Origin of the sequence: Pseudoalteromonas rubra, from assembly GCF_005887095.1 — a bacterium.
GTDB lineage: Bacteria > Pseudomonadota > Gammaproteobacteria > Enterobacterales > Alteromonadaceae > Pseudoalteromonas > Pseudoalteromonas rubra_E.
Genome location: NZ_PNCI01000015.1, coordinates 19305 through 36000, shown reverse-complemented (window position 1 = coordinate 36000; position 16696 = coordinate 19305). Strand labels below are relative to the sequence as shown.

Genomic DNA, 16696 nt, shown 5'->3' with positions numbered 1-16696 from the left:
GTGAGCACCCACAATTTTATTGGCTCTGCCAAACAAGTACTAGAGATAGAACAGCAGGCTATTGAAGAAATTACCCAGTATATTGACACTCAGTTTGCGGCTGCCTGTGAACTCATGTTGCAGTGCCGTGGTCGCATCATTGTCGTTGGGATGGGCAAGTCAGGTCATATTGGAAATAAAATAGCAGCAACACTCGCAAGCACAGGTACACCGGCTTTTTTTGTGCACCCGGGTGAAGCAAGCCATGGCGATTTGGGCATGATCACCGCCGATGACGTGGTTCTGCTGATCTCAAACTCAGGTGAAACCCACGAAGTATTGGCTATCGTGCCGGTGATTAAACGCATTGGCGCACAAATCATCAGTATGACGGGTAATCCCGAGTCGAATATGGCAAAGCTGGCAGATATCCACCTGTGTATTAAAGTATCAAAAGAAGCCTGTCCTTTAGGGCTGGCACCGACAGCCAGTACCACAGCAACGCTGGTCATGGGAGATGCGCTGGCTGTGGCGTTACTGGAAGCCCGGGGCTTTACAGCAGACGATTTTGCCTTATCTCATCCTGGTGGCAGCCTGGGAAAACGCCTGTTGCTAACACTCGCGGATGTAATGCACACTGGTAAAGCAGTGCCTATTGTAACGCAAGGCTGTACTATCACTGACGCCTTGTTTGAAATGTCAGGCAAAGGCTTGGGTATGACAACCATTGTCGATGATCAAGGTCAGCTTAGAGGCTTGTTCACGGATGGAGACTTACGCCGTATTATTGAACAGCGACTTGATTTACATAACACGGTGATCGAGTCTGTGATGACAAAACACTGCACCACAGTGAAACAGGATATGTTGGCCGCGGAAGCACTACATATTATGGAAAAAAAGCGCATCAATGGTCTCATTGTAGTTGATGAGCAAGGTTGCCCAATCGGCGCGTTAAATATGCAAGATTTACTACGAGCTGGAGTATTATAAATGCTGTTTTCCGACCTATATCAACCCATTGACGACGCCGTTGTCCGTAAAGCACAGGCAATTAAACTCCTGATCTGCGATATCGATGGGGTATTTTCCGATGGCCGTATTTATCTGGGTAACCAGGGCGAAGAGCTTAAAGCCTTCAATACTAAGGATGGCTTTGGAGTCAAAGCACTGATCAATGCTGGCGTTGAAGTCGCAGTGATCACTGGCCGCCATTCACAAATAGTTAAGCAACGTATGACTAGCCTCAATGTTAAACATATCTATCAGGGGATGGAGGATAAGTTGCGAGGTTATGCTGAGCTCAAAGATAAGCTGCAACTTGCTGACCATGAAGTTGCGTATATTGGCGATGACGCCCCAGATTTACCCGTGATGCTTAAGGTCGGCCTGTCTGTAGCAGTCAATGATGCACATCCAATGGTGATCCGCCAGGCAGACTATACCACTCTGTTGCCAGGCGGCTATGGTGCGGTGCGTGAACTGACCGATTTGCTGTTACTGTGCCAGAATAAACCTTTAGGATATGAAGGCAGCAGTATATGACCGTGGTCCGCGTTCTATTGCTTTTTGTATTCAGCCTGACCATGCTCTGGCTGTGGTATCCCTATTTAACCCAATCAGGACAAACAGCACCAAAATCAGAAGAAGTGTTAGCTAAGCCTGACTATGTCGCTCTCGATCTTAAGCAGACCAATTATGCCGAAAATGGCCAGCTTAGCTACCAAATCACCGCTGACAGAATGGAGCTTTATCAAGAGCTTGGCTTCAGCCACTTTACTGCACCTATCTTTACGCTTCACAACGATCAGCAAAACTGGCAGCTGAAAGCCAATGAAGCCACTTTATATGGTAATAACACGCTGATACTAGAAGGCCAGGTACAAGCAACAAACCTGACCGACAATGCGATGATAAAGCACATCAATGCAGACCATGTGCAAGTCGATATTAGCGAAAAACATATGCGCTCTGAGCACCCAGTTGAAATAACCGGGCCCAACTTAACCATTTCGGGCAAGGGGTTGGTTGCCGATCTCAATACCGAAATCATTGAACTCATCAACCACACTAAAACGATTTATTATGAACAATAAATTTACCTACACCCTGATCCTGCTGTGTACCTTAAGTGCATTTCAACCTAGTGCTTACGCAGAAGATACGCTAACCGACCAGGTCATTATCAGCTCGGGTACTCAGCTGGCACAATTACAAACCAATATTGGCGTATTCGAAGAAAACGTTGAGATCATCCATGGTGACCGTACAATTTTGGCAGATCGCCTCGAGGTCCACCGCAGAGAAGAGCTGGGTAAAAATAAACAACTATTGGTTGCCACAGGCAGCCCCGCGGTGTTTCAAGAGCGCCAGGCAGATGGTTCGCTGCTGAAAGCAACCGCCAAAGAAGTGCGTTATGATGTGGCAAACCGTATGTTGACCATCAAGGGCGGTGCCGAAATAAGCCAGGCAGGCCAGAAAATCAGTGCACAAACCATAGTCTATGATATGGAGAAAAAGCTGATCAGCGCGCAACGGGGTGATCAAGAGAAAAATCGTGTTAGAACCATTCTTTTACCTGAAAAAGAGAACAGTAAGAATTCACAAAAGAAGGGTAATCCGTGAGTAAGTTAACAGCAACTGCTCTGGCCAAGAGCTATAAGGGCAGACAGGTTGTCAAAAACGTCGAATTGAGTGTTGAAGCTGGCAGCATTGTTGGCCTACTTGGCCCCAATGGCGCGGGTAAAACCACGACTTTCTATATGATCGTAGGCCTGGTCCCTAGTGACAAGGGCAGCATTCATATCGATGATCAAGATATCACTTTGCTCCCTATGCACAGTCGGGCACGTCTGGGCATAGGGTATTTGCCACAAGAGTCCTCGATTTTCCGCAAGCTAACTGTCTATCAAAATCTGATGGCGATTCTGGAAACTCGTAAGGCACTTAATAAAGAGCAAAGAGAAGTTATTCTCAATGAGTTATTAGATGAGTTTAATATTCAGCATATCCGTGACAGTCAGGGCATGGCATTGTCGGGCGGTGAACGACGTCGGGTAGAAATTGCACGCGCGCTTGCGGCAGATCCAAAATTTATCTTATTGGATGAGCCTTTCGCTGGTGTTGATCCCATTTCAGTGTTAGATATAAAGAAAATTATTGAACACCTAAAAAACCGCGGTATCGGCGTGTTGATCACAGACCACAATGTACGTGAAACGCTGGACGTCTGTGAGAAAGCTTATATAGTGTCACATGGTGAACTGATAGCAGCAGGCACCCCGGAGCATGTTCTGGCCGATCAAACCGTGCGGGATGTCTACCTAGGTGAGCAATTCAGGCTATAGTTATAAGATTAGAAGTAAATAACAAAAAGGATTGTTAGAGATACATGAGGCAATCGCTACAGCTGCGCATGGGGCAGCAACTGACAATGACACCACAGCTGCAACAGGCTATTCGCCTGTTACAGTTGAGTACGCTAGATCTCCAACAAGAAATCCAAGAAGCGCTTGATAGCAACCCTTTGTTGGAAGTGGAAGAAGGTGAGTCTGAATCACACGATAATGAAACACAGTCCAAATCGGATACTGAGTTAGAACAACACGCGACCAATGATAATGACAGCTTTGAGGACTCGGCTGTCAGTGATTATGAACAAGACAGCGACGCTGCATTAAACAAAGACACAGTCAGTGACGATCTGGCAATGGACGTCACCTGGGATGAGTACATCAGTGCCGCCCCGGCCAGCAGCTCTGGTCCAATGCCAGAAGATGAAACCATCTATCAGGGCAAAACCACTGAGACGTTGCAAGAATACATGATGTGGCAACTGGAACTCACCCCCTTTAGCCCAACCGACAGAGCCATCGCTCTGGCAATCGTCGAAGCCGTTGACGATGCTGGTTTATTGACCATCAGCTGCGAAGACATTGTTGAGAGCATGAATCAGGACAATGACGACGAACAGATCGAGTTGGATGAAGTCGAAGCCGTACTGAAACGTGTTCAATTATTTGATCCCGTTGGTATTGCAGCGCGCAGCTTGCAGGAGTGTTTGTGTATCCAGCTCAATCAGTTTGACTCAGCTACCCCCTGGCTAACTCAAACCAAAGAGATTCTGACGGAACATATCGATTTACTCGCGAGCCGTGACTACCGAACTTTGATGAAAAAGACTAAGCTCAAAGAAGCTGAACTTAAAGAAGTCATGACCCTGATCCACAGTCTTAACCCCAAGCCAGCCGCTAGCATAGTGCAAGAAGAAGCGGACTATGTGATACCAGATGTCTCGGTGAAAAAGGTGAAAGGTCGCTGGGTTGTTGAACTCAACCCGGACTCTATGCCGAAGATCAGAGTAAACGATCACTATGCTGCTATGTCCCGCTCAGTCAAGTCGAGCACTGATAGCCAGTTTATCCGCTCACACTTGCAAGAGGCAAAATGGTTTATTAAAAGCCTGGAAAGCCGCAATGAAACTTTATTGAAAGTTACCAATTGCATTGTGCAACAACAACAGGCATTCTTTGAACATGGCCCCGAGGCAATGAAGCCGATGGTACTCAATGATGTGGCCGAAATGGTCGACATGCATGAGTCCACGATTTCACGTGTAACAACGCAAAAGTATATGCACACGCCGCGCGGTATTTATGAGTTGAAGTATTTCTTCTCAAGCCATGTCAGCACTGAAAACGGAGGAGAATGCTCTTCGACTGCAATCAGAGCATTGATCAAAAAGCTAATTGCCGCGGAAAATACAGCTAAGCCATTAAGTGACAGCAAAATTGCGGATGTATTAGCAGATCAAGGGATCAAAGTGGCTAGACGTACAATTGCCAAATACCGAGAGTCTTTGGCTATCCCACCGTCGAATCAGCGTAAAAGCCTGATTTAGACGTAACTACAGAAGGAAAATGCTTATGCAACTAAATTTAACTGGTCGACATGTAGAAATCACCGATTCGTTAAGAGACTATGTAACAAACAAGTTTGCGAAGCTAGAAAGGCACTTTGATCACATCAACAATGTGCATGTCATCCTAGATGTCGAAAAGCTCATCCAAAAAGCAGAAGCCACATTACACGTGAACGGAGGGGAGATTTTCGCCTCGACCGAACACCGGGATATGTATGCCGCAATAGACGGACTCATCGATAAGCTTGATCGTCAGGTGATCAAGCACAAAGAGAAGCTAACTCGACACTAATCATGAAACTAAGCTCATTGATTTCACAGGACTGCAGCAAAGCTGCGGTCCTTTTTAATAGCAAAAAACGTATCTTAGAATACATCAGTGAGTTGGCACATAGCCAGCTGCCTGACAGTAATGCCCATGATATTCTGGATTCACTACTCAGTAGAGAAAAGCTTGGCAGTACAGGTATCGGCAAAGGGATTGCATTACCCCACGGCCGCCTTCCGGGGATCGATAAAGTCGTCGCTATGCTCCTTGTTAATCAACAAGGCATTGCTTTTGACGCCATCGACAATCAACCCGTCGACATTTTTGTGGCACTCATCGTGCCTGAAGGAGAAAATCAACAACATTTGCAGACCTTGGCAACAATCGCTGATAAACTTAAAAACAAGGTGTTTTGTAAACGTATCAGACAAGCTCACGATGATCAGGAGTTATTCTCGATAATTGAAGAGTTTGACAACTAACGGAGAGTTTTTGTGCAGCTAATTATTGTCAGTGGTCGTTCTGGCTCGGGAAAATCGGTCGCATTGCGTGTACTGGAAGACCTTGGTTACTACTGCGCCGATAATATCCCTGTTAACCTTCTGCCCGCGTTGGTGCGCAGTGTGTCCGATAGCTACGACAAGATTGCAGTCAGTATCGATGTGCGTAACCTGCCAAAAGACCAGCAAGAACTCGACGATATTCTGGAGTATTTACCGGGGTTTGCGGAACCCAATATTTTTTACCTGGATAGTGAAGATCAAATCCTGATCCGCCGCTTCTCCGAAACACGCCGTCTGCACCCACTGTCATTGGCCGATCTTTCGCTGGACAAAGCGATCAAAAAAGAAAAAGAACTGCTGGACCCATTGATCCGTCGCGCTAATATCACAATAGATACAACGGACATGAGCATTCACCAGCTCGCGGAGCAGATCCGTGAGAAGATACTGGGTAAAAAAGACAAGCAATTAATTATTACGTTCGAGTCATTTGGTTTTAAGCATGGCATACCAAAAGAAGCTGATTATGTTTTTGATGCCCGCTTTCTCCCTAACCCTCACTGGGAACCAGAACTTAAGCCGTTGACTGGGCTAGATAAGCCTGTTATTGACTATTTAGCGAGTCACAGTCTGGTGCAAAAGTTCACCTGGCAAATACAAACCTTTGTACAAACCTGGCTACCACACCTTGAGCGTAACAATCGCAGTTACCTGACAATTTCGATTGGTTGTACTGGCGGTCAGCACCGCTCTGTTTATCTGGCTCAAACGTTAGGTGAGCGCTTTGCCCGAACACATAGCAACGTGAAAATACATCACCGCGAACAAGAAAAATGACACAACGCTTTGAAGACACCTTTTTAATCCAAAATAAATTGGGCCTGCACGCCCGTGCAGCCAGTGTTTTAGCTGAACTTTCTGCTCAATTCGATGCCAACATCATGCTCTTTCAGGGGGACAAAGAGGCAGAAGGAGACAGCGTATTGGCACTGCTGTTGCTGGAAAGCAGCCAGGGCAAGGAAGTCAAAGTCGTATGTGAAGGGCCTGATGCGGAACAAGCTCTAAGTGCAATAGGCAATCTGATAGACGATAAATTTAACGAATCCGAGTAGCTCACTCCCCCGCCTCATGCAGACACCACTTGTGCCTGAGCAAGACTATTTGCATCACTTTATACTGCTTTTTTAGTTATACTAATTGATATTAAAACAGCTATAATTATCATACGCCTATAATCTGTGCGCAATACACTCATGACAAGCTTAATTGTCGACTATCCGATCTGGGACGCCTATGCCTGAAGTTTTTGAACAAGACTACACACTGGAGCTATTACAGCAAGTTACCAATGCCCTCAACAGTGGTCAGTTTGTTCAAGTCAGGCGCACATTAGCAGAAATTCCGCCCTGCGATACCGCATTACTCCTTGAGTCTTCTCCGCATAAAGTCAGAACCCTGCTTTGGCAATTGGTTGACCCGGATATTCAGGGTGACGTATTAGAAGAGCTGTCAGAAGACGTACGACTCAGCATCATCGCCAAGATGGAACCTGAGCTCATCGCTGCGGCAACCGAGGACATGGACGATGACGATCTCGGTGAGGTTCTGAGAAGCCTGCCAGACCCTGTTTATCAGGATGTTATCGGTGCTATGGACTCACAAGACAGAGCCCGCGCGACGCAGGCGCTGTCTTATGTAGAGCACTCCGCCGGCGCCCTGATGAACACAGATACGGTGACCATTCGCCCGGATGTGTCTTTGGACGTTGTATTGCGTTACTTGCGTCTTAAAGGTGACCTGCCTGCTGGTACGGATGATCTGTACGTCGTTGACAAAGACAATTGCTTTTTGGGTTCTCTTTCTATCAGCATGTTACTCACCAGCCAGCCTGATAAGCTCGTCAAGGAGCTTATGAATGATGAGCGAGAGACCATTCCCATTTCCATGGATGAAAGCGATGTCGCTCAGTTGTTTGAGCGTCACAACTGGATCTCAGCCCCGGTAGTCGACGATAACGCACATCTACTGGGCCGTATCACCATCGATGACATCGTTGATGTCATTCGTGAAGATGCAGAGCACAGCCTGATGAGTATGGCTGGTCTTGATGACGAGGAAGATACCTTTGCACCAGTGTGGAAAAGTAGCCGGCGCCGCTCCATCTGGTTAGGGATTAACCTGCTTACAGCACTGATGGCCGCTTTTGTTGCCAGCTTTTTTGAAGGCACCTTAGATATTTTACCGATCCTGGCTGTCTTAAATGGCATAGTGCCAAGTATGGGTGGGGTTGCAGGTAGTCAGACACTGACTCTGGTTATTCGGGGTATTGCACTTGGCCATGTGAATGCGACTAACCAACGCTTTCTACTTGGAAAAGAGCTTGCCATTGGCGCCTTGAATGGATTGCTCTGGTCACTGCTCATTGCAGGTGTGATTGCACTGTGGCAATGGGATTTTGTACTAGGTGGTGTGATCGCTTTTGCAATGTTTATGAACCTGGTCGCCGCAGGTATTGCCGGTGCCAGCATCCCTTTGATCCTGAAAAGGATGAACATAGATCCAGCTTTAGCAGGTAGTGTGGTATTAACGACGGTGACCGACATTGTAGGCATTTTCGCCTTCCTGGGCACCGCAACCTGGCTGCTGGTGTAAGCAGCCAGATCTCAGGTATCAATGTTACTGACCTGCAATTTGCATGCTTTCAATAAGCACTGAGCCAGTTTGAACTGCACCTCGAGTCTCAATGTCTCCGCCAATGGCTTTGACAGACTTAAACATCTCTTTAAGGTTACCGGCAATGGTGATCTCACTGACCGGATATTGGATCTCACCATTTTCTACCCAAAAACCAGCAGCACCGCGCGAGTAGTCGCCTGTGACTGTGTTCACCCCTTGCCCCATCAGTTCTGTCACTAACAAGCCGCGTCCCATGGTGCGTAGTAAAGCAGCCAGATCCGGCTCCGTTGCTTGTACCAGCCAGTTGTGGATCCCCCCGGCATGACCGGTGCTGCGCATACCTAAACGTCTGGCGGCATAGCTGGGCAACAGGTACGTTTCCAGCACCCCATCACTGATGATATCACGCGTTGTTGTTCTGACACCTTCGGCATCAAACGGACTAGACGCTAAAGCTTGTAACATGTGCGGCTGCTCCTTGATAGACACACAGGGATCAAAGACTTCAGTCCCCAGGCTATCCAGCAAAAAGCTCGACTTGCGATACAAGGCACCACCGCCAATTGCCGATACCAAATGGCCAAACAGGCTATTTGCAATGTCCGCACGAAATACCACAGGCACCCGCATGGTATCCAGCTTACGGCTATTTAACTTGGCCAGTGTAGACTCCGCCGCTTCCACCCCCACGGCAGTGGCATCACGCAGTTGTGTATGCAAACGCGAAATAGAGTAGGCGTTGTCGCGTTGCATAACGCCATTTTCTTCACCAATCACCATGGTACTTAGAGTATGCCGGGTACGCGGAAAACCAGCCAAAAACCCATGGCTATTGCCATAGACACGCAACCCCTGATGGCTGGCCACACTGGCACCATCTGAATTAACAATACGTGGGTCAAAATTTAATGCGGCCTGCTCGGCTTCCAGACATCGCTTTATACCTTCTTCAGGAGTCAGATCCCAGGGGTGAAACAGATCCAAATCAGGCACTTGTGTTGGCATGAGATCCGCTTCAGCCACACCATTGCAAGGATCGTCAGAGGTAAACTTAGCAATTTCGACTGCTTTTTCCACCACGGAACGCAAAGCGTTGGGACCCAGATCGGCAGTCGATGCCGAGCCTTTGTGCTGACCCACATACACACTCAGCCCCAGTCCGCCATCTTGATTAAATTCAATCGTTTCAACTTCACCCATACGGGTGCTGACGGATAAACCCGACGTCCGACTCATTGACGCCTCAGCGGACGTCGCGCCCAGTTGCTTTGCGTAGTCAAGGACATCGGACACTGCCTGTTTCACTTCATCAATCTGCGTCCAAATGGGATCTTGCTGCTGGCTCATGTTTTTCTTCCACAAATCATAGTTCTTCCTTAATCCTAACACAGCCCGCGCCATTACGCTGTGACTCGCGCAAAGATTCTGGTTACCCTGCGTTCATTATGCACGCACCATATACAGGTGCTATTGCAAACGTTACTGCTTTTCTTACTTCTGGTATAATCTGTTCATTGATAACTTAAGTAAGTGCAACACCATGGCCAAAAACCCGACTCCAGAGCCAGAAGAAGAGATCATTTATGTCTCGAAAAGCGAACTAAAGCGCGATGCACAGCAGTACCACCAGCTAGGTGTTGATATCGCGCAGTTAGGTAAGAAACAAAGAGAAAAGATCCCGCTCAACCCAGAGCTGGTTGCTGCCATGGATCTGGCCGATAAGCTGCGTGGTAAGCATGACGCTTACCGCCGTCACTTGAACTTCATCGCCAAACAATTGCGTACCACCAGCAATGTAGATGAATTACAACAAAGTCTGGATCTGATATTGAACAGAAACAACCAGGCCGATGTATTACTCAATCAGGTCGAAAAACTCAGAGATGAGCTGATCGCCAAAGGTGACGACAAGATCAACGCTCTGCTTGATGAACACCCAACACTGGAACGTCAGAAGCTGAGACAGTTGGTACGTCAGGCAAAGAAAGAGCAACAGGCCGAAAAACCGGGGAAAGGCTATAAAGAGCTGTTTCAGTTGCTTAAAGAGTTGATATTGCCATAACTATAATGGCTGCAGGTTCCCGCAGTGTCACACAAATTGTTCTACTGCGGGTTATTTTCTTAGGCGGTACCACCGACGGTGAGTTCGTCAATTTTCAGACTGGGCTGACCCACTCCAACAGGCACACTCTGGCCACTTTTACCACAAACACCGACACCCGTATCTAACGCCAGATCATTACCTAGCATAGAAATTTTTTGCATGACGTCCGGACCATTGCCGATCAGCGTTGCTCCTTTAATGGGCTGTGTCACTTTACCATCTTCGATTAGATACGCCTCAGACGCAGAGAATACAAACTTGCCGGACGTAATGTCCACCTGACCACCACCAAAATTAGGGGCGAAGATCCCCTTCTTGACCGACGCAATAATCTCACTCTGGCTATGTTCACCAGGCAGCATATAGGTATTGGTCATTCTTGGCATTGGCAAGTGCGCGTAAGACTCCCGTCTGGCATTGCCTGTCGGCGTCACTCCCATCAATCTGGCATTGAGCTTATCCTGCATATAGCCTTTCAATACGCCCTTTTCGATCAGGACGTTATAGCCTGCTGGCGTCCCTTCATCATCAATGTTCAATGAGCCTCGACGGTCATTCATCGTACCATCGTCTACCACAGTACAAAGGCTGGATGCGACTTGCTCGCCGACACGGCCGCTAAATGCGGAAGCTCCTTTGCGGTTAAAGTCGCCTTCAAGGCCATGACCAACGGCTTCATGCAGTAACACACCAGGCCAACCAGCCCCCAGTATCACAGGCATAGTGCCCGCTGGTGCGTCAATCGCCTCCAGATTAACCCGAGCCTGGTGAACGGCCTTAGTGACATACTGTTGCCAACGAGGTTTACCATCAACCAGCTCGCGGAAATAGTTATAGTCCAGACGCGCACCGCCCCCCGCACTGCCCCGTTCTCGGCGACCATTTTTAGCCAGCAATACAGAGCAATTTAAACGAACCAAAGGGCGTATATCGGTTGCAAAAGTGCCATCACTGGCGGCAACCAACACTTCCTCGTATACAGCAGACATTGAACTAACCACCTGCTCTGCCTCCGGAGCCAATTCGCGGATGGCGGCTTCTACTTCGCGTAACAATGCAACTTTTTCAGAATCACTCATACTCAGCAACGGCTGAGTTGCCGCAAACTGGGTCGCGGCTTTAACATCACTGAACACCTGCACCTGCTTTTCTTCGCCCTGTTGCGCAATGCTTCTGGCCGCCATTGCTGCCTGATTTAATGCTTCGATGTTAATGGCATCTGAGTAACTAAAACCGGTTTTTTCACCACTAACAGCACGCACCCCAACACCGCGTTCTATATTGTAGCTACCCTCTTTGACGGAACCATCTTCCAGTACCCAGGTTTCATGATAGCTGGACTGAAAATACAGGTCGGCATAATCCACCTTATGCTGATGAATATATGCCAGCGTATGCTGTAGCTGCTCCCGAGTTAAGTCACTGTCAGTCAGTAAATGTTGTTCAACGTGCTCGCTACCAAAATTACTCATAAAAATCGCTCTTAAATCGGTTATGTGCCGCTACCGGCATTTTCTGTCGAATGGCGTGCAATGCTGCCAAGTCAACTTGTGCGTGAATAATGCCCACTTGAGTTGACGCTTCTGCCAGACAAGTGCCCCAGGGAGACACAATCAGACTATGGCCATAGGTTTGCCGACCATTCTCGTGCTTCCCGGCTTGAGCCGCAGCCACTACATAACATTGTGTTTCTATTGCCCGCGCCCGTAACAAAGTCTGCCAGTGCGCCTCTCCGGTTACCGTTGTGAATGCACTGGGTACCAGTATTATCTCAGCCCCTTGTTCACGCATCATTTGATAAAGGCCTGGAAAACGCACGTCGTAGCAGACACTCAATCCCAGGCGACCAAAAGGACTGGCCACAGTGACCACGTCTTCGCCGGCACGGGTCAAAGTTGATTCCCGATACTGCCCCGCATTGTCTGCAACATCTGCATCAAACAGATGGATCTTATTATAGCGTGCAACTTCCGTCCCTTCATTGTTAAGCAACAAGCTGGCCGCATAATAGCGACCCGCACCATCTTTAATGGCGATGGTACCCGCCGCTAACCAAATACCGAAGTCCCGACAGAGCTGTTGAATTTGTCCGATCCAGTAGTGACTTTCCTCAGCTTGTACCAATGTCTGTTGTGGCGTTTCACAAAACGCCAGCCATGATTCAGGCAAGCATACCAGAGCAGGCAGCTCAAAGGTCTGTGCCTCAAGTAGCTTGCGCAGCTGTTGCAAGTTGTGTGCTGGGTGTGTCCCTGAGCACATCTGCACTGTATAGATATGACTGATACTCATGGCTTTTCCTCTTTAATCGTGACAGGTTCAGCTGCCGTGGTATCTGTCGCGTCTGAACTGGCTTGCGGTATGCTCTGCTTGCCAGATTGCTCGGCTGGCTCCCCTTCCAGTTGGGGCTGCACTGGCACCTCGGGGTTATCAGGCTCAGTACTCGGTGGTTTAGGCAATTCAACTTCCCGGCTCTTACGGTCCAGCTCCGTGACCACAGGTTCGCTCATAGTGCCGGTCACTTTGAACTTGATCTCCGAGATCACTCGCGCAGAGTGGATCACCTTGTCTATCGCTAATGCGGCAAGGCCAGTCACAGGGTTAACCATCCAGCCAACAATAACAGGTAAGCTCGACGTGACCTGAGGTGCCACAGACAGCTCATAATCAATGGCCTGGCTATTTAGATCGGCATAGCCTTTCGCAGACAGATCAGCAGGTACTCCGTCCAACTGGGTATCTTCAGTGTAGACGACCCCTTTGTTAAGCTGAAAAGTGCCACTAATTCGGTTGTAGAAAAACCCTTTTGCAAACACGTCACGAAAGTCCAGTTTCAGCTTACGCACCAATGAATCCAAACTGAGTAAAGAAAAAACTCTTGTCCCCTGGTCACTTATCTCCGTCAGATGCCCCTCACCCAGTTGCCATTTAACTTCTCCATCCAAACTAGCAACATCAAATTCATAGGGAGGGTCAGCCCAGCTCAATGCAAACTCAATATCCGCACTGGAATCCTGAACGCTAGAGGTGATATCAAACTCTTCCATAAGCTGACCAAAATCGTCACTGGCCAGCGTGCCGTTAAAGTAGGTTTTGCCATCGCGCCAACCACCCCTGCCCGTTAGCAGGTGGTCACCCTTGTCGACACTCAGCTGCTCTATCAGCAATTCTTCCCCATTGCCAGCGAGTACCAGGTTGACCTTATCGAGCTGATACTGAGTAATTCTGCAATCATCACAGTTAAATTCAATGGCGGGAATACTTGCTAACCACTGATGTGACTCTTTAGTATCCTCCTCCAGCAGCGCTTCTTCTGCTGTGGCGGTGCTTTCTTCAATAGCAATGGGGTTCAATCGTAAGTAATCCGCCTGGATCTGAATTGGCTGTGCTGGATAACTGTCTGGGATCTGTACTTGCGCTCGCAATTCCTTGCCATTCAATCTGGCCTGTAATCCCTGGGCATCGGGAGTTAAACTTAGCTCGAAGTCACTGACTGCGAGTTCAAGTGCATTCAGCTGCGCAATCTGGGCACGTAACTCACCAAAGGCGGGTAAGATCCCCGCTTCAGTTGACGGTTGCTCAACCTGGGTAATAATGCGTTCAATAAATGGCAGCCAGGGTGCCAGAGACAGCTGAGGCTGAGTAATCGCGATGTTAAAGCCGGGTTTACTCAACGCACTGTTATCGTTAGCTAAAACCAGCTGTGCACGTTCAATCAGACCACTGTGGTTGTCCAGAATGCCGTCAAAGTAGAGTTGCTCCCCTAACGCCACGCTGATTAAGTTCGAAATATCATCGCCACGTACCTGTGCATGGAATCGCATGCGCTCATTGAGCTGCTTGCCAACCGGCATGGGTAAATCCACCGCCACGCCCTGCAAGTCCGATGTGAAGTTTGCATCGTAACTGAACCCTTGTTCTGTGAAATCAAGCATCACACGCCCAGCCAGCAACGCCTGTCCATCAACAAAGCCGTCCATCAGACCTTGTGTCAGCGGCATCAGCTTGTCACTGTCCGCATTCAGCCTGGTCTCTATTCCCAAACGGTAACGATTACTATCGCCCTGTCCGGATAAACTAAATAGCAAAGGCATACCGCGCCACAATGCACGCGTATTCTCCAGCTCAATGTTGTCATCAATGAAATTAAGCGTACCACTGAGCTTGTCGAGCACCATACCCGGCTGCTGCAGATAGAGCGTATTATCATTAAATTCGACGGACCCCAAGACATTGACATCAAGCGAGGCTAAATCGATTAACAGGTCAACATTGCCCGTTACCTCCCCCTGGACTTGAGCAACCTGAAGAATATCAGTGAGAGGATCAGCTATGGGTGTTGCGCTAAAAAATGCGGCTAATGTGCTGGCCTCTGTGATATGGGCAATATTCACCGTCAGCAGATCTGTCTGTTCCAGATCAGCCAGGCTGACGACCACCCCAGTGTCCAATTCCTGGTTTAATAATACGCCTCGATTGACAGTGATATCCATCCGTTCATCTGCAAAATGCAAGGTCACATCGCCATCCTGCAAAGCAGCCCACTCTGGTGCAAAAGCAAATTGAGCCTGACCAATATGTGCTAACACTTCAAAACGGCCCTGATGACCACGATAGGGAAATTGATTTAACGGCCCCGACAACAACACCTGAGTATGTTTCAGTCGCCCTCCCTGGATACCGGTATTCAAATACTCAACAAGGTTTTCATTCATCAGTTGTAGCGGAAAATATCGTCCCGCGACGCTGGCGTCACCACCAAACACATCGGCATAGAGATCAAGCTCTGGCTCATCAAGCAAACGCAAGTGCATTTCCAGGGCCACACTCAAATCGTCATTACTGAGCCACAAGTTATCCGATAAAACATGCCATTGCTGCGCCTCGTCAAGGTAAAAGTGAATATCGCCATTGAGTTCATTGACTGCCAATGGAGCGATAAACTGCTCTTCCACCTGCATTTTTTGATTCTGAGCACTCACAGTGACCACGCCACGATCGGGCATCAATGTCAGCTCAGCATTTAATCCGGAAAAGCCTGGGATCCCGCCATTTTGCAGCCAGCCGATATCCTGCAAGGCCAACCACATAGACATAGGTTTATCGTCTTCAAATGACAGTCTGGCCGCCGCGACCTGACCAACAGGAGAGAGTGTTTTTACTTGCTTTGCCCAGTCAAAATGCGTCAGAGACACCAGCTGAGCGACATAAGCAAGGTCCAGTTGCTGCATCCAAAGGGTATGCGCATGCTCGCTAAATTGCCCCTGAATGCTCATCGGTGTAAGGTTTTGCTTATCCCGTGACAACTGTAACTCAGAGCTATGCAGTGTCCAACCACTTTGCGCTGGTTGCAAGTAGAGGGACCCTCCCTGCACTGCCAGCTGCTTGTCGACCTGCTCCTGTTGCCAGCTAATATGACTGGGTAACCAATCCACCAACACATCTTTGAGTTGACCATGCTCGAGTTGTGCCCAAAGCTGCAAATTAACACTGGAGTTGACGTCACTATACTGAGGATCAAGGTAGGCCTGCAGCCAACTTATTATCTCAACCTGCTGTGCGTCGATAAAAATATCGCCCGCCATGGCATTCAGCTGCTGACCATGAAAGCGAAAGCGCGCATTGAGTTGACCCTTAGAAAGTCCGGGCACCGAGATTTGCCCCTCTCCATGATGCATGTCCGCACTATTTTGCCAGATCAGATCCGGTACCAATAAAGTGTGCGAAGTGTCGTCAGCAAGCAATAAGGTCACCTGGCTATTCTGCACAGCAAAGTGTCCTGTATCACCCAGAAACAGCTCTTCAATCAGCGCCTGTTGCTCGAATTCCCCGCTGTTCCCTTCCATGCCGGTAGTCATCGCATCGATATCTAGTGTGGCATCAAACCCATCCAGCACGAAATAGCTAGACACCAGTCGCCATTGTCGAACAGACTCAACCAAATTGAGCTGCAGGCTGGTTTGTGCAATATGTAAAGAAATAGGGGAGCGTAGATTGTCTTCAAAACTGACATCACGCAATACCAACGCTGGCCCGTTACCCTGCCAGCTGGCACTGATACTTCCAATATTTAATTCGACCCCGAGTTGCTGGTAGAGTAGCGACTCAATGTCATTTTTGTACTCATTGGCATAAGGCAGACTATATTTGACCACCGATACCAAGACGGCAAGCAGTACCAATGTGACAGCAAACACCTGCCACATTTTTCGCACACAAAAAAAGCAAACCGTCTTTAATTGCATCAT

The 16696-nt window shown here is 48.3% G+C and carries 16 protein-coding genes; 12 read left to right on the top strand and 4 right to left on the bottom strand.

Annotation, left to right across the window (positions count from 1 at the left end):
* The 11 genes from CWB99_RS06870 (at position 1) to mgtE (ending at position 8323) form a co-directional block, all read left to right on the top strand.
* Complete coding sequence (locus CWB99_RS06870) at positions 1-972, top strand: KpsF/GutQ family sugar-phosphate isomerase (RefSeq protein WP_138550195.1); 972 nt, start codon at positions 1-3, stop codon at positions 970-972.
* Positions 973-1524 (top strand): 3-deoxy-manno-octulosonate-8-phosphatase KdsC, encoded by a 552-nt coding sequence (gene kdsC / locus CWB99_RS06865; RefSeq protein ID WP_138550196.1) that lies wholly within the window; start codon positions 973-975, stop codon positions 1522-1524.
* The gene (gene lptC / locus CWB99_RS06860) at positions 1521-2075 is read left to right on the top strand and encodes an LPS export ABC transporter periplasmic protein LptC (RefSeq protein ID WP_138550197.1); all 555 of its coding nucleotides are present in this window, start codon (positions 1521-1523) and stop codon (positions 2073-2075) included. The genes kdsC and lptC overlap by 4 nt, the downstream gene beginning before the upstream one ends.
* Positions 2065-2604 carry a lipopolysaccharide transport periplasmic protein LptA gene (gene lptA, locus CWB99_RS06855; RefSeq protein ID WP_138550198.1) on the top strand — a complete coding sequence of 180 codons (540 nt, stop codon included), beginning with the start codon at positions 2065-2067 and terminating at the stop codon, positions 2602-2604. The genes lptC and lptA overlap by 11 nt, the downstream gene beginning before the upstream one ends.
* Positions 2601-3326, top strand: coding sequence for an LPS export ABC transporter ATP-binding protein (gene lptB, locus CWB99_RS06850; RefSeq protein ID WP_138546513.1), 726 nt, complete (start codon positions 2601-2603; stop codon positions 3324-3326). The genes lptA and lptB overlap by 4 nt, the downstream gene beginning before the upstream one ends.
* 44 nt (positions 3327-3370) lie before the next feature.
* Positions 3371-4879, top strand: a complete 1509-nt coding sequence (locus CWB99_RS06845; RefSeq protein ID WP_138550199.1) for an RNA polymerase factor sigma-54 — start codon at positions 3371-3373, stop codon at positions 4877-4879.
* A gap of 25 nt (positions 4880-4904) precedes the next feature.
* On the top strand, positions 4905-5192 hold the full coding sequence (hpf, locus tag CWB99_RS06840) for a ribosome hibernation promoting factor (RefSeq protein WP_010386630.1): 288 nt from the start codon (positions 4905-4907) through the stop codon (positions 5190-5192).
* 2 nt (positions 5193-5194) lie between these two features.
* Positions 5195-5650 (top strand): PTS sugar transporter subunit IIA, encoded by a 456-nt coding sequence (locus CWB99_RS06835; protein WP_138546511.1) that lies wholly within the window; start codon positions 5195-5197, stop codon positions 5648-5650.
* A gap of 12 nt (positions 5651-5662) precedes the next feature.
* Positions 5663-6508 (top strand): RNase adapter RapZ, encoded by an 846-nt coding sequence (gene rapZ, locus CWB99_RS06830; protein ID WP_138546510.1) that lies wholly within the window; start codon positions 5663-5665, stop codon positions 6506-6508.
* Positions 6505-6783, top strand: coding sequence for an HPr family phosphocarrier protein (locus CWB99_RS06825; protein WP_138550200.1), 279 nt, complete (start codon positions 6505-6507; stop codon positions 6781-6783). Before rapZ ends, CWB99_RS06825 begins: the two co-directional genes overlap by 4 nt.
* A 181-nt stretch (positions 6784-6964) precedes the next feature.
* On the top strand, positions 6965-8323 hold the full coding sequence (mgtE, locus tag CWB99_RS06820) for a magnesium transporter (RefSeq protein ID WP_138546508.1): 1359 nt from the start codon (positions 6965-6967) through the stop codon (positions 8321-8323).
* A 24-nt stretch (positions 8324-8347) separates the two neighbouring features.
* Here the strand turns inward: mgtE and pmbA are convergent, their stop codons facing one another.
* Positions 8348-9694: a metalloprotease PmbA gene (gene pmbA, locus CWB99_RS06815; protein WP_138550201.1), complete on the bottom strand. Its 1347-nt coding sequence runs from the start codon at positions 9692-9694 to the stop codon at positions 8348-8350.
* Between the two features lie 193 nt (positions 9695-9887).
* On the opposite strand from pmbA, the gene yjgA reads away from it, so the two are divergent.
* Positions 9888-10409: a ribosome biogenesis factor YjgA gene (gene yjgA / locus CWB99_RS06810; protein ID WP_138550202.1), complete on the top strand. Its 522-nt coding sequence runs from the start codon at positions 9888-9890 to the stop codon at positions 10407-10409.
* A 59-nt stretch (positions 10410-10468) separates the two neighbouring features.
* Here yjgA and tldD read toward each other — a convergent pair whose 3' ends face one another.
* From tldD to CWB99_RS06795, 3 genes are read right to left on the bottom strand one after another with little or no spacing between them, the layout of a single operon-like run.
* Positions 10469-11923: a metalloprotease TldD gene (gene tldD, locus CWB99_RS06805; RefSeq protein ID WP_138550203.1), complete on the bottom strand. Its 1455-nt coding sequence runs from the start codon at positions 11921-11923 to the stop codon at positions 10469-10471.
* Positions 11916-12740, bottom strand: a complete 825-nt coding sequence (locus tag CWB99_RS06800; protein ID WP_138550204.1) for a carbon-nitrogen hydrolase family protein — start codon at positions 12738-12740, stop codon at positions 11916-11918. Before CWB99_RS06800 ends, tldD begins: the two co-directional genes overlap by 8 nt.
* Positions 12737-16696: a YhdP family protein gene (locus CWB99_RS06795; protein ID WP_138550205.1), complete on the bottom strand. Its 3960-nt coding sequence runs from the start codon at positions 16694-16696 to the stop codon at positions 12737-12739. Before CWB99_RS06795 ends, CWB99_RS06800 begins: the two co-directional genes overlap by 4 nt.

Bases quoted from the DNA above. Each gene is read 5' to 3' on its own strand.
- hpf (WP_010386630.1), top strand. From the start codon at position 4,905: ATGCAACTAAATTTAACTGGTCGACATGTAGAAATCACCGATTCGTTA.
- lptC (WP_138550197.1), top strand. From the start codon at position 1,521: ATGACCGTGGTCCGCGTTCTATTGCTTTTTGTATTCAGCCTGACCATG.
- kdsC (WP_138550196.1), top strand. From the start codon at position 973: ATGCTGTTTTCCGACCTATATCAACCCATTGACGACGCCGTTGTCCGT.
- pmbA (WP_138550201.1), bottom strand. From the start codon at position 9,694: ATGAGCCAGCAGCAAGATCCCATTTGGACGCAGATTGATGAAGTGAAA.
- lptA (WP_138550198.1), top strand. From the start codon at position 2,065: ATGAACAATAAATTTACCTACACCCTGATCCTGCTGTGTACCTTAAGT.
- CWB99_RS06835 (WP_138546511.1), top strand. From the start codon at position 5,195: ATGAAACTAAGCTCATTGATTTCACAGGACTGCAGCAAAGCTGCGGTC.
- yjgA (WP_138550202.1), top strand. From the start codon at position 9,888: ATGGCCAAAAACCCGACTCCAGAGCCAGAAGAAGAGATCATTTATGTC.
- tldD (WP_138550203.1), bottom strand. From the start codon at position 11,923: ATGAGTAATTTTGGTAGCGAGCACGTTGAACAACATTTACTGACTGAC.
- CWB99_RS06800 (WP_138550204.1), bottom strand. From the start codon at position 12,740: ATGAGTATCAGTCATATCTATACAGTGCAGATGTGCTCAGGGACACAC.
- CWB99_RS06825 (WP_138550200.1), top strand. From the start codon at position 6,505: ATGACACAACGCTTTGAAGACACCTTTTTAATCCAAAATAAATTGGGC.
- CWB99_RS06795 (WP_138550205.1), bottom strand. From the start codon at position 16,696: ATGATGCAATTAAAGACGGTTTGCTTTTTTTGTGTGCGAAAAATGTGG.
- mgtE (WP_138546508.1), top strand. From the start codon at position 6,965: ATGCCTGAAGTTTTTGAACAAGACTACACACTGGAGCTATTACAGCAA.
- CWB99_RS06845 (WP_138550199.1), top strand. From the start codon at position 3,371: ATGAGGCAATCGCTACAGCTGCGCATGGGGCAGCAACTGACAATGACA.